Annotated in this window: 10 protein-coding genes and 1 pseudogene; 6 read left to right on the forward strand and 5 right to left on the reverse strand. The window is 39.6% G+C overall.

Annotated elements, in window-relative coordinates; all coding sequences use genetic code 11:
- Nucleotides 1–214: 214 nt before the first annotated feature.
- Nucleotides 215–454, reverse strand: a pseudogene (locus FM107_RS05510) (MFS transporter); the annotation flags it as partial.
- A gap of 170 nt (nucleotides 455–624) precedes the next feature.
- Complete coding sequence (ettA, locus tag FM107_RS05515) at nucleotides 625–2,307, reverse strand: energy-dependent translational throttle protein EttA (RefSeq protein ID WP_086947520.1); 1,683 nt, start codon at nucleotides 2,305–2,307, stop codon at nucleotides 625–627.
- 248 nt (nucleotides 2,308–2,555) lie between these two features.
- Here ettA and FM107_RS05520 point away from each other — a divergent pair, with 248 nt between their 5' ends.
- Both FM107_RS05520 and FM107_RS05525 read left to right on the forward strand, forming a co-directional pair.
- Entirely contained in the window at nucleotides 2,556–5,108 is a 2,553-nt protein-coding gene (locus tag FM107_RS05520; protein ID WP_086947521.1) for an ATP-dependent Clp protease ATP-binding subunit, read from the forward strand.
- 139 nt (nucleotides 5,109–5,247) lie between these two features.
- A complete protein-coding gene (locus tag FM107_RS05525; protein WP_086947522.1) occupies nucleotides 5,248–5,658 on the forward strand; it encodes a hypothetical protein in 411 nt (136 codons plus the stop codon).
- A 52-nt stretch (nucleotides 5,659–5,710) separates the two neighbouring features.
- Here FM107_RS05525 and recN read toward each other — a convergent pair whose 3' ends face one another.
- The gene (gene recN, locus FM107_RS05530) at nucleotides 5,711–7,372 is read right to left on the reverse strand and encodes a DNA repair protein RecN (RefSeq protein WP_086947523.1); all 1,662 of its coding nucleotides are present in this window, start codon (nucleotides 7,370–7,372) and stop codon (nucleotides 5,711–5,713) included.
- A 199-nt stretch (nucleotides 7,373–7,571) separates the two neighbouring features.
- Between recN and FM107_RS05535 the strand changes: the two genes are divergently transcribed.
- The 3 genes from FM107_RS05535 to FM107_RS05545 all read left to right on the forward strand — a co-directional run bounded on the left by FM107_RS05535 (nucleotide 7,572) and on the right by FM107_RS05545 (nucleotide 10,484).
- Entirely contained in the window at nucleotides 7,572–8,222 is a 651-nt protein-coding gene (locus FM107_RS05535) for a sprT domain-containing protein (protein WP_086947524.1), read from the forward strand.
- Between the two features lie 81 nt (nucleotides 8,223–8,303).
- On the forward strand, nucleotides 8,304–9,965 hold the full coding sequence (locus tag FM107_RS05540) for a M28 family metallopeptidase (protein ID WP_086947525.1): 1,662 nt from the start codon (nucleotides 8,304–8,306) through the stop codon (nucleotides 9,963–9,965).
- Nucleotides 9,966–10,067: 102 nt separating this feature from the next.
- Complete coding sequence (locus FM107_RS05545) at nucleotides 10,068–10,484, forward strand: hypothetical protein (protein WP_086947951.1); 417 nt, start codon at nucleotides 10,068–10,070, stop codon at nucleotides 10,482–10,484.
- Between the two features lie 298 nt (nucleotides 10,485–10,782).
- On the opposite strand, the gene FM107_RS05550 is transcribed toward FM107_RS05545, so the two are convergent.
- Nucleotides 10,783–11,043, reverse strand: coding sequence for a hypothetical protein (locus FM107_RS05550; protein ID WP_086947526.1), 261 nt, complete (start codon nucleotides 11,041–11,043; stop codon nucleotides 10,783–10,785).
- A 132-nt stretch (nucleotides 11,044–11,175) separates the two neighbouring features.
- On the opposite strand from FM107_RS05550, the gene FM107_RS05555 reads away from it, so the two are divergent.
- Complete coding sequence (locus FM107_RS05555) at nucleotides 11,176–11,709, forward strand: hypothetical protein (protein WP_143559440.1); 534 nt, start codon at nucleotides 11,176–11,178, stop codon at nucleotides 11,707–11,709.
- Here the strand turns inward: FM107_RS05555 and FM107_RS05560 are convergent.
- Nucleotides 11,706–14,057 carry a BamA/TamA family outer membrane protein gene (locus FM107_RS05560; protein ID WP_086947528.1) on the reverse strand — a complete coding sequence of 784 codons (2,352 nt, stop codon included), beginning with the start codon at nucleotides 14,055–14,057 and terminating at the stop codon, nucleotides 11,706–11,708. The two genes, FM107_RS05555 and FM107_RS05560, sit on opposite strands and share 4 nt — an antisense overlap.
- Nucleotides 14,058–14,059 lie beyond the last annotated feature (2 nt).

The raw sequence follows: 14,059 nt of genomic DNA on the forward strand, positions 1-14,059 counted from the left end.
CAAATAATAGAACCTAAATCCAACTATTCAGACTACCTTAATCCTGCTGTTCAAATCCGTCCCTCCCTCGCGGAGTGGTGCAAAGGTAACAAAACGTAAACCCTTTTTCCAAATCAAAAGCCAAACATTCTTTAGCAACAAACGCAAGAACCTGAAAACCTGAACAATATTTTTCTAAAAAACACGGGCTAAACAGGCGATATAGTGTCGATCTTTACCGGTCCTGCTTAATATTAGGCAAAAACCCTGTGACCGCCCCTATCAAAGGAAGGAAAGCACACACCTGAAAAACATACGTTATACTCGTCTGATCTGCCAGCCAACCTAATATTGCAGACCCAATTCCGCCCATTCCAAAGGCAACGCCAAAAAATAAACCAGCGATTGTACCGACGCGACCTGGAACCAGGTAGGTCGCATAGACCAAAATAGCAGAAAAAGCGGAGGATATAATAAAAACGAGAACATCAATATAAATTAGGTTCCCGTTTTTAATATGAGCAATTCGGCGATAAGATGCAAAAATGTTCAAATATTTTATGTCTGCATCTTAACCGAATATTATCAGGCAATTAACATGTCGTAGAATATCGCTACGAATTTAAGTACGGCAACGCAACTCCGCTAGTTTATCAATTTTTTATATTTAATACGCTTAGGCGCGATATCTCCAAGACGTTTCTTTCGAGATTCCTCATATTCCGTATAATTACCCTCGAAAAAAGTAACCTGGGACTCTCCTTCAAAAGCCAAAATATGCGTACAAATACGATCTAAGAACCAACGATCGTGGGAAATGACAACCGCACAACCTCCGAAATTCTCCAGCCCTTCTTCAAGTGCTCGTAAAGTATTTACATCAATATCATTGGTTGGCTCATCTAATAAAAGAACATTCGAAGCTTTTTTCAACGTGATGGCTAGATGTACCCTATTACGTTCCCCTCCAGAAAGGACAGCAACCTTTTTCTGTTGGTCAGCGCCATTGAAATTAAACTTAGAAACATATGCACGCGAATTAATATTTTTGTTTCCCAACAAAATATTATCATTTCCTTCGGTAATGTTTTCCCACACCGATTTATTAGGATCAAGATCATCATGATTTTGATCAACATACCCTAATACCACTGTCTCTCCGACCTTAAAGGTCCCTGTATCCGGTTGCTCTTGTCCCGTGATTAGACGGAATAATGTCGTCTTACCTGCCCCATTTGGACCAATTATGCCAACGATACCTGCCGGAGGGAGTGCGAAACTTAGGTTTTCAAACAAAACTTTATCTCCATATCCCTTCGAAATATTATCCGCCTCAATCACCACATTACCTAACCGTGGCCCGGGGGGGATAAATAACTCGAGCGAATCTTCACGTTCATTCGTTTCCTCAGAAGCCAATTTTTCGTAGTTATTTAACCTTGATTTTGATTTAGCATGTCGTGCTTTGGGGGCCATACGAACCCATTCGAGTTCGCGTTCCAAAGTTTTTTGTCGCTTAGTTTCTTGTTTCTCCTCCTGTGCCAATCTTTTGGCTTTTTGATCTAACCAAGAAGAATAGTTCCCTTTCCAAGGAATACCTTCCCCCCTATCCAGCTCAAGAATCCATCCAGCAACATTGTCAAGAAAATAACGATCATGCGTTACCGCGATAACGGTCCCCTTATATAGTTTCAAATGTTGCTCTAACCAGTCAATAGATTCTGCATCTAAATGGTTTGTGGGTTCATCTAACAATAAAACATCCGGTTCCTGCAGTAGTAAACGACAAAGTGCCACTCGTCGACGTTCACCTCCTGACAAATTGGCAATAACTGAATCTGGATCAGGACAACGTAATGCATCCATGGCGCGTTCCAATTTCGCATCCAATTCCCATGCATTTGTCGCATCAATTTTATCTTGTAATTCGCCCTGCCGCACAAGTAGTCTATCCATCTCATCTGGATTTTCATATACCTCAGGAAGTCCAAACTTTTCGTTAATCTCTTCGTACTCTTCTAATATTGCTGTTATTTCGGAAACACCCTCTGCAACTATTTCTTTAACTGTTTTTACCGGATCTAAAAGTGGATCTTGTGCCAGAAAACCAACAGAATAGCCCGCAGAAAACACAACTTCGCCTTGATATGATTTATCTAATCCGCCAATTATCTTCAATAAGGAGGATTTCCCTGATCCATTCAACCCGATAACACCGATCTTCGCACCATAAAAGAAAGAGAGGTAAATATTCTTTAAAACTTGTTTCTGTGGCGGGTAAGTTTTACTTACTCCTGCCATTGAAAAAATTATCTTCTCATCAGACATAATTAGCGTTTTATTTTTTTTTGTACAAATATAGTCATTTTTCAATCGCGGGGACTGCCATTTTGGTACTTCCCCCGCTGTGGCGTAATTGTTGATAAATTCTATCGCAGAATAACTATTGGTTTTATATTTTATTTTTTACATTTATAAAACAGTAGCTATACCTTCCCGCGAAGACTTATAATAATTACTTTGTCGTGGGAGGTAGTTTACAGGATCCATCATATATAAAGGAAAGGTATTAATACATGGAAGCAAAATTTTCACCACGCGTAAAGGATGTTATCTCCTACAGCCGAGAAGAAGCACTCAGACTTCGTCACGATTACATCGGCACAGAGCATCTTTTGCTCGGGTTGATTCGTGAGGGAGATGGAGTCGCAATTAAAATATTGAAAAATATTGGGGTTGACACAGCGGCCATTAGGCTCTCTGTAGAGGATGCTGTCAAAGGATCTTCGATGTCACGAGCTCCTATTGGCAACATGCCGTTAACGAAACAGGCAGAAAAAGTACTCAAAATAACATATTTAGAAGCTAAGATATTTAAGAGCGATATCATTGGTACTGAACATTTACTACTCGCTATACTACGTGATGAAGAAAACATCGCGTCGCAAATATTACAAAATTTCAGTATTTCATATGATTTATTTAAGAGTGAAGTAGAACAAAACAAAACAACTATCAAAGACGAAGCCCCTAACTCACCAGCGGGTGACGATGACTTTGCAGATGATGACCAACAGTTCTCCACTCCTAAGAAAGTTTCTGATATCAAATCAAAAACACCCGTTTTAGATAATTTCGGACGGGACTTAACCAAAGCAGCGGAGGATGGCAAACTAGATCCGATAGTTGGGCGGGAACGAGAAATTGAACGTGTCTCACAAATTCTTTCGCGACGTAAGAAAAATAACCCAATACTAATTGGTGAGCCGGGAGTCGGGAAATCTGCGATTGCAGAAGGATTAGCACTACGAATTGTTCAAAGAAAAGTTTCCCGTGTTTTATTTAACAAACGTGTGGTAACACTTGATTTAGCCTCCCTTGTTGCAGGTACGAAGTACCGCGGCCAGTTCGAAGAGCGGATGAAAGCTGTAATGAATGAGCTTGAAAAATCACCCGACGTAATATTATTCATTGATGAAATCCACACCATCGTAGGCGCAGGTGGAGCATCGGGCTCACTTGATGCGTCAAATATGTTTAAGCCTGCACTGGCGCGAGGTGAAATACAATGTATTGGTGCAACCACTTTGGACGAATACCGCCAGTATATTGAAAAAGATGGCGCTTTGGATAGACGTTTTCAGAAAGTTGTTATCGAGCCGGCATCGCATACAGAAACAATTGAAATATTAAATAGAATAAAAGACAAATACGAAGAGCATCATAACGTCACCTATACAGACGAGGCAATCGAGGCATGTGTAGCATTGACAACGCGTTATATCACGGATCGTTTTTTACCTGATAAAGCTATCGACGCGTTAGATGAAGCTGGTTCACGTGTCCACCTTAACAACATTCACGTTCCACAATCCATAATTGAAATCGAAGAAAAAATCGAGGAAGTTAAGGTCGAGAAAAATAAGGTTGTTAGGAGTCAAAAATACGAAGAGGCTGCAAAATTACGTGACACGGAAAAAAAACTTCTCGAACAATTAGAGCAAGAAAAATCTGCTTGGGAAGCCGAAACAAAATCTAAACGTTACGCGGTAACTGAAGATAGTGTCGCTGAAGTCGTTTCAATGATGACAGGAATTCCTGTTCAGCGTGTAAATCAGACAGACAGTCAGAAGTTGCTTAATATGGGTGAATTAGTAAAAGGACGAATCATTGGTCAAGATGATGCCGTACAAAAATTAGTTAAAGCCATTCAGCGTACACGGGCAGGCTTAAAAGACCCAAAGAAACCTATTGGCTCATTTGTATTCCTTGGGCCTACTGGAGTTGGAAAAACTGAACTTGCAAAAGAATTAGCACGTTTTATGTTCGACTCTGAAGACGCATTGATTCAGATCGACATGAGCGAATATATGGAGAAATTTGCCATATCACGTTTAGTGGGCGCGCCTCCGGGATATGTCGGTTACGAAGAAGGTGGGCAATTGACGGAAAAAGTCCGTAGAAAACCCTACGCCGTCGTTTTACTAGACGAAATCGAAAAAGCACACCCAGATGTTTTCAACTTGCTATTACAGGTATTAGATGAGGGCCAGTTGACAGATAGTTTGGGCCGAAAAGTAGATTTTCGTAATACAATAATCATAATGACGTCCAATATCGGAGCGCGTCAATTGAAAGAATTTGGACAAGGTGTTGGTTTCTCCACTACAGCAAAGGTAAACCAAGCCGACACGCATTCTCGGGGTGTTATTGAGACTGCGCTTAAGCGTGCATTTGCACCTGAATTCTTAAACCGTATCGATGATGTAATCGTATTCAATTCGTTGACCAAAGAGCACATTTTAAAAATCATTGATATCGAGCTGCAATATCTTTTCAACCGAATCCACGGATTAGGTTATCAAATATCATTGACGGAAAAGGCTAAAGCTTATATCGCCGAAAAAGGATACGACACAAATTTTGGAGCACGTCCATTGAAACGTGCAATTCAAAAATACCTCGAAGATCCAATTGCAGAGGAAATCTTAAAAGGTGAAGTAAAAAATGGTTCGAAGCTGAATATCGATTTTAATGACGATAAAAAGGAAATCGAAGTTAGTGTTGAAAATCCTGAGATTCCGTTAGCACCAGATGTCGAAGAACCTGATACGAAAAAGAAAAAATAAATAAATAATCTTAATTTAAACACCAGTTAAATACTGGTGTTTTTTTATGGCTTGTTTTTTGCTGTTACACTTTAAACCATTAACATAATTTAACGTCTTAATTGGGGTATCTACACATTGAAAATATAATAACAACATTATGAAAAAAGTTCTCATTGCACTATTTATTGGAACCGCCACGTTGGCAACGACGTTAAGTTGTACGAAGGAGTATGTCACGAACTATCTCCCCAGTCAAACTATAATATTCGAACGTCAAGCGTCGGATTGGGAAGGACAAGACAACCAAGCACATTTGGTATTGCCAGTGCCCGAATTAACAGATTACTACATGCAGCAGGGCGTTGTTACTGTCGCTTACAGTTATGATAACGAAGGGACTTACCACGCTATTGGAACAAAAGAAGGGGTTGCTTACAGCTACGAATATAGCGTTGGTTCAGTAACCATCACTGCACAAGACCCAATTCTTGGAGATGATATATTTGTGGATGTACCATCACAGCTTTTCGTCAAAGTAACGCTTACCGATGCTGATTGGATAGAGTAGTAAACACCGTTCGAGAAATTAACTAGCGACAGTATCAATAAACTTTCGCTAATTAATTTCTTATTAGATCCCTCGCATGTTTCAAAGCTGATTCTCCTGGATTTGCTCCGCTTAACATTTGAGCAATTTCTAGAACGCGTTCGCTTTTACCCAGAAGTGAAATATTTGACTTTGTTTTTTCTCCCTCATCTTGTTTATACACTTTAAAATGGGCGTTGCCTTTGGAAGCTATTTGTGGTAGATGCGTTATAGCCATTACCTGCATACTATCGGCCAGTCGTTCCATTATTTCTCCAACCTTGAGCGCCACTTCTCCGGAAATACCTGTGTCAATTTCGTCAAATATGATAGATGGTAGTGCGGAAGACTTTGCAACCAACGACTTTAAGGCTAGCATCACGCGCGAAAGCTCTCCTCCAGATGCCACCCGATGTATCGGTTGCATGGATTGCCCTTTGTTCGCTGAAAAAAGAAAATGTACCTCATCGCCTCCGTTGACTTTATATTTATCCACCGGCAACGCAGCTAAGTCGATCTGCAATTGTGCATTTGACATTCCAACCTGCGCCAACACACCATGAACATGGCTACATATAGCGTCTAGGACCGCAGCACGAGCATCATGTAACACCTGTCCATCTGCAATTAGTTGATTATAACACTCGCTCAACTCGCGTTCGAGCTTTTCAATACGTTCCTCTTGGCTGGTTACCAACTGAAGCTTTTGGTCAAGACGATCATGAATTTCCAATAATTCGAAAACTGTGTCGACACGATGCTTTTTTTGTAATCCGTAAATTACGCTCAATCTATCATTCACATATTGTAGCCGATTTTCGTCTGTGGTTACTGTCTGCTCCAGTTCTGCTATCTCTGCTGAAATATCTTTTACCTCAATCAAAGCACTGTTTAATCGCTCGGAAAGTGGCACGACAGAGGTTAAATACCTATCAATAGATTGCAATCGATTAACTGCATTCTTGAGTAAAACATGTACAGAGCGTTCATCGTCCTCGAGTAAGAGGCTTGCATCAAACAGACCTCTCTTTATCTCCTCTGCATTTTCAAGCTGACTTATCTCAGCCTCTAATAACTCCTGTTCGTCCACACTTAATGCCGCCTCGAAGAGTTCGTTGAACTGAAATTGATTAAAATCCATTTCCGCATTCTCGAGTGAAATTTGCGACTTTAATTGCTCGAGTGTCGTCTTTGATTTTTTAAACGTTGCGTGGCTCTTTCGGAAATTCGATAAAAGCGTATCGTTTTTCGCAACACTATCAATAACCATCAATTGGAATTTCTCGGTATTTAACTGTAAAGTTGCATGCTGAGAATGAATATCAAATAGTTGCTCGCCGAGTAATCTTAAAATACTTAACGTAACGGGTGAATCATTAACAAATGCGCGCGATTTTCCATCTACAGTAATTTCCCTCCGGATAATTGTTGCATTTTCATACTCCAGGTCGTTCTCATTAAAAAAATCTATTAGACAATAAGCGGCAATATTAAATTGTCCTTCAATTACACACTTTTTTGTACTATCAAAAAATTGCATGCCATCAACTCGATTACCCAAAATCAAGCCTAGTGCCCCCATAATAATAGACTTTCCGGCGCCTGTTTCACCTGTAATAATATTTAGTCCTTGGTCGAAGGGAATATCAAGGTGCTCGATTAATGCATAATTCTTTATAAACAGTCTTGTAAGCATATAGTACTAATTATTGCAATTTTTCTAAAATTTATTCTATTTTCGGATATATTTTTGCGACACGCTCTAAATACATTCCAAGCAAAATTTGAATAGATGGTTTTATTACTCATATACTCATCCAAAGATAATTATTTCAACGAGGTTGCGGAAATTCGGTCGATGAGAATATCAAAATAAAACAATATTTTTGTACTCTATGCCGAACTTATCAAATACATTAAGTAGCTATATACCCCAAGGAGCAGCGCCTATTATTGCAAAATGGATACAAGACTCGGGATGTCAATTCCACATCTCAAAACCTCGTGTCACAAAGCTTGGTGACTACCGTGCTCCATTCAAAGGGGGGCCACATAGAATATCAGTGAACCATGACCTCAACCCCTATGCCTTCTTGGTGACAACGATACATGAGTTTGCACACCTAAGAACCTGGCTTCAACATAAAAGTTGCGTTAAGCCACATGGCGAGGAGTGGAAAAATAATTTTAAAGATTTAATTATGCCTTTTCTATCTCTAAATATATTCCCGCAAGATGTCTTAAAAGCTATTATCCAGTATATGAATAACCCAGCCGCTTCAAGTTGTACAGATATTAATCTCTATCAAGCTTTAAGAAGCTACGACAAAAAAAGCACAAACACTTTAACCATCGAAGCGCTCGATGAAAATTCACATTTCTACCTTAAAGGCGGTCGTATATTTCAAAAAGGAAAAAAACTACGAAAACGATTCTTATGCACAGAAATTTCAACGGGTAAGGAGTATCTTTTCTCCCCGATCGCCGAAGTTTACCCTATACAGATCGAACCTATCCAAAGCAATGAGACGGAGCGTGCGAGTTAACGGCCTACGTCAAGAAAATGCGTTAAAATAGACCAGTTACAAAATTACTTGTATTTTTGTTGCTTTAAGCAAAGTATCTACATGAAAAAAACATTACTACTGACGACGGGAATTGTAACCTTATTAGCTTCGTGCCAGTTTAAAGGAAACGACAAATATGACGCTGATTCGATAGATTCAAACGCATTTGAAGCTATCGAAGAAGCAAGTTTAGTGAAAAATATAACGGCACTATCTTCCGACGAATTTCTTGGAAGAAAACCGTTCACTAAAGGAGATACCCTCACGGTAAATTATATTGAAAATGAATTTAAATCGCTGGCATTATCGCCAGGAAACGGCGATTCTTATTTTCAAGAGGTTCCAATGGTCTCCATTAAATCTACCCCCAATGAGAGCAAATTAACTTTTTCCGGCAAATCTAGCACATTTTCAATTAATTACCTTGATGATTATGTCATTGGGAGCAAACGCCTACAAGAAGATATTGCAGTCGAGGATTCCGAACTAGTTTTTGTAGGTTTTGGAATCGTTGCTCCCGAATTTGAATGGAACGACTATAAAGACCTAGATGTTAAAGGGAAGACAGTTGTTGCCATGGTGAGTGATCCAGGAAAATACAATAATAATTTATTTAAAGCCGATACGATGACCTACTACGGGCGTTGGACCTACAAATTCGAAGAAGCCGCCCGTCAAGGTGCTGCAGGTGTGATTCTGATCCATGATACCGATGCGGCTAGTTACGCATGGAACGTCGTACGATCAGGTTGGACAGGGCCGCAGCTAAATTTAGAAAGCCAAACGGACCAAACCAAAACAACAGAATTCGAGGGATGGATTACCGCACAAACAACGGACAAGCTTTTCGCGCTCGCGGGTAAATCGACATCGCTTATTGACAAAGCAAAAAAGCCCGGTTTCAAAGCCATACCTTTGGATGTTAAGGTATCAGTTAACTTAACAAATGAAATTATAAAATCAAGTTCGAATAATGTTATTGCGACGCTAAAAGGCTCTAAGCGACCTGAAGAAGTTATTATCTACACCGCACACTGGGATCACCTTGGCGTTGGCGAGGCTGTTGATGGTGATTCAATATATAATGGTGCGATTGATAATGCTGCGGGGATTTCAGCGTTGTTCGAAATTGCAAAAGCTTTTAAAGCGGCTAAAGTTCAGCCTGAACGTTCGATTGCATTTTTAGCTGTTACGTCCGAAGAAGAAGGATTACTCGGTTCTAGTTACTATACGGAACATCCTATCTATCCGCTTGCAAAAACCGTCGCGAACTTAAATATGGATGCATTCAGTCCTTTAGGGGAAACCAGCGATGTGTCCATTGTTGGAATCGGACAAACCGAAATCGAAGATTATGTTGAAAGATCTGCCACAAAACTGGGCCGTGCGGTAAAAGGTGAAAGCAACCCCTCTTCGGGAGGGTTCTTCCGTTCGGATCATTTTAACTTTGTGAAAGTTGGAGTTCCAGGACTTTTCATGGGAAGTGGAACGGAACTTTTGTCAACCGACACAGTAACAAATAAAATACGCAAAGAAGCTTTAGTAGGCCGCTATCACAGCGTTCACGATGAAGTAGACGAAAACTGGAACTTTGCAGGTATTATAGCTGACATCCGTCTGTTTTTCGATATTGGTTATACGATGAGCATGGAAAAAACGTTTCCGAATTTCAAGCCTAAATCGGAATTTAAAGAAATTAGTGATAACAGACTATCAAAATAGTACCTTTGCTCTGTTACTGCCTATGCGAGCTACAGAAACAACATAGGGAAGTTATAATAAAATTAGGAGAGTCTCTAAAAAATTAAAATTATGTTAACCGGAATGAAACATTTACACTCAACGATTGCGATCGTTCTTCTTTTAGCATTAATTATCGTTTTGATAATTACGCTGGTCAATTATTTAGGAAACAAGCCATACAATAGGAAGGTTGCATTACTTGGGTTTATTTCAGCCCATATTCAGTTGCTACTGGGGCTTATACTTTATTTCACATCACCGCTAGGCTTACCAGCATTCTCTGGTGAGAATATGAAAAATAGCCTTTCTCGCCTGTATTTCCTCGAGCACCCGTTAATGATGTTAATTGGTATAATCTTGATTACGATCGGATATTCAAAGGCAAAGAAGGCTACTGACCCTAAGAAAGCGAACCAGACTATACTTATTTTCTTCGGACTAGGATTGTTATTAATAATATCTAGAATCCCTTGGAGCACTTGGTCGCTTTTCGCTTAATACACTAAGCAATAACGCAATATAATCTTGCGTTAATTACCAAAAAAAAGCAGTAATACGTGAAACACAATGTGTCTCTCGAGAATTTCGATGATTTCGAGATGCAATAAGAGTCACTATTACTGCTTTTCCTTTTTGGCGCTTAGGTTATATCGCAGTACGATTTTCAGAATGCTCAAACTCGTTCACAATCTTGTTCATCAAATAACTGAGTTGGTATTCAGATAAGACTGATGCTGCTAATAAAAAAAGCTTCGAGATTTCTCCCGAAGCCATAATATTTTACAGACCCTAACGATTAATTTCTATTCTTCGCAAATCCTAAAATTGCAAAAACAGTTTTAAAAACGATCAATGCAGCAATAATCATTGCAACATTAGCGATCAAAGAGAACAAAAATGTCATCTGCCCCAATGCTGGAACGACATCTGGTACAAATCTAATAAATACACCTACTATCCCAATGACAACTGCTATTGTCAAAGTCACATAGTATTCGGTCCGGTTGGCATTATTATCTGTCTTTTTTGCGGGTCTTGGCGACACTGTATTTTCCATATCAGTCTATCTTTTAAAACGTATCGCAAATGTACGGAAGAAATGCCTAAAAGAAAAAATTATAAACCCAAAAAAATGTAGTTTCATGATTTTTAATTAATATTGTATCAATTAGATTTAGTAAAAAATTCAGTGAAGAAAATAATCCATTCCCTTTTCTTTACGATCGTATCGATCGTATTTTGCCAAGCTCAGCCACAGCGTATCGACGAATTTATCGTAAAAGAGAACCTTACACAAAACGGAAAACTCGCCATTATTGCGCTCGATAGCATGGCCAGGCCCCAAGAGTATATTAATGGAACATTTGCGTTCAGTTTAAATGGCTTTCAACAACAGTTAAACTTCCATGATGGTATTGCCGTCATACAACAGCCTTTGGAAAGTTCAACCTTTGTTTTCTTTAAACATGAAAATCAAGAAAAATCTATCGGCCAACTTTACTTCGTCCATAAGTCCGATAGCGAACTTAAGCCTTTTAAAATACATGGGCTTCTACTTCTAATAATCCCTACGCTGATTTTGTTAATTGCCTATTTTTTCAAACGATTCATTGCAACCTTGTTGATACTTGGGCTGATTTATGCCTATGTTCATTACGCGAAAGGACTCGATTTCTCGCAAATCATCGAAAGCATCTTCCATTCCCTTCACTCTTTTATCTAGAACGGCAGACCAACGCTGAAATTGTACTGAATAAAATTATACCGATCCGGACGATGGGTATCATAGAACTCGGATTTAAACTTTTTCGAGTTGAAAAAGTCCTTTATCACCCATTGTTCCCCTTTTGGGAACTGGGGGTCTTTTAACTTTAGCCCCGCATCGAGACGTATAATAAAATAATCCATGTCGAACCGCAAGCCAAATCCGGTCCCCAAAGCTATCTGAGAAAGAAATTTATCGGCCCTAAAAGTTCCATCATTACTTATTTCATTATCTTTTAAAAGCCAGATATTTCCTGCGTCTAAGAAAGTCGCCCCGTTTAATTTTGCCCCTAAAAACTTATTTAATAGCCGAAATCGATATTCTAAATTAGCTTCGAGCTTAAGCTCGCCGAGTTGATCGAGATTTCTCAAATTAAGCCGTAACGCTTCGGGTAGATCTGCTCGGTTATAGTTGCCCGGTCCTAGAGTACGGGCTTGCCAGGCCCTGATACGATTCATGCCGCCGGCATAAAAACTCTTTTCAAATATTAACAATTCAGAATTATTACCATATGGCACTGCGACTCCCGCATTTACTCGGAACACAACCTGCCGATTACCACCTATGTGCCTATATAAGCGGTAATCCATCTCCGTTTTCGCAAACTGTAAATAAGGCACTCCAAACAGTAGCCGTTCACCATTTACTGATCGGTCAAATTTAAAAAGATTCGCTGTCAGGCCGATCAGATTACCGCTACTTTCTAAAGCGAACCTAAAGTAGCTGAAGTCATCTAAACGAAGAAGCTTTTCCGCATTATACGTAAACGCATACTGCGCGCCCAGTCCAAAATATTCTCTATTATTGCTGCGCACATAAAGCAAGTATCCTTCATCCTCTAACCGTTGTGCAAATTCCCGATTCAACCGGCCGGACCGATATTCTAAAGATACCGGAGTTAGGCTATGCTGGGAGTTTGCTTTGCTATACCAAATATAATTCAATGAATTCGTAAAATATCTATTGGAATAGGTTGCATCTTGCTGAAACAACTGAAGGTTACTTGAAAAGGTTGTTCGTGGGAGCCCATAGGTTCCCGTACTTGAGTTTTCAAAAGGCGTCATCAAGCGTGGAACGGTCAGGTTTACCCCAATTTGAAAATCGTTATTAAATATTTTATTACTTAATCCACCTTCGAGCCTTGGGTCGAACAAAATACCATACCGAAGTTTAATATCTAATTGTTCCGCACCGCCAAAAACATTACGGTGCGAGAATGTATTACCGACATTAAACCCACTCATACCCGAACTAAATGTAAACTCACCCTCTACTTGGTTCGCCATTACAGGGCGTGGCGTTAATTCGTAAACGACATTTAGACGGTTAGAATCTACTTTTTGATAATTGATTTTCACATTCCGAAAGCCGTTCATCTCGTATAAGCGATCGTACGATTGATTTTCCTTTTTTATGTTGTAAGGCATGCCAGGACGGACGTACATATATTTTGAAATGGGTTTTAATCGAAATCGCCCGGTTTGATCGTCGAAAGATATATTTATGATACTATCGTAGTACAATTTAGGCTCACGATTCCTCGTCTGACCATACGGAAGCAAGATTTTTGCATAAACGCTATCGATTTGATAAACGGTATGGTGCGTGCTGTCGGATGGTTCGTCCACTGTAGTATGTAAATTCGTTTGTTTAGCGGTACTAACCGTATCCAGCCCAACACGCATATATTGTCGTAAATAATCGTAGTAGCCTTGTTCTTTAAGCTTATTGTAAAGATATTCGCGATCCGCGAGCAGGAGCGCACTATTGAACTGTTCCCCTTGTTTTACTTTTGAATGTGGGACAACGCTATTTTCATAAATGGTACGCACTTTTGAATCCTCGATTTTGTGTGTAATGGATCCAAAATTAAAAGGATCGCCTGGAGAAACATCGAACGTTACGTGTGCCTTTTTCTTTCTAATCACGGATTTAGGTGTTATCTGAGCATTAAAATAACCCTTGGTCTGTAAGAACCGGCTAATTTGCTTTGCGGATAGTTCAACGAGCGAGGAATCTAAAATATGTGGTGGTTCACCGACGTTACGAATGTTCTCCCGTTTATAACGGCCATCCTTCGTATTAAACAGGTTATAAATCGTCAAATTTAGCCTTGAATTTGGCTTAATTTCATTCGATATATAGGCTGTCGCATTTTCTCGTAAATTAGCAGGAATGCCCGAAACCTCGACATCCGCTACGAGCGCTTGATCTTCATTCAAATATCTTGCTGATCGACATGATGCGAAAGTTAGCAACAAAAGCGTTATACTTGCAAATGCAATAAAACTGTATTTCTTAATCATTA

This window comes from Sphingobacterium sp. JB170, assembly GCF_900163865.1.
Classification (GTDB): domain Bacteria; phylum Bacteroidota; class Bacteroidia; order Sphingobacteriales; family Sphingobacteriaceae; genus Sphingobacterium.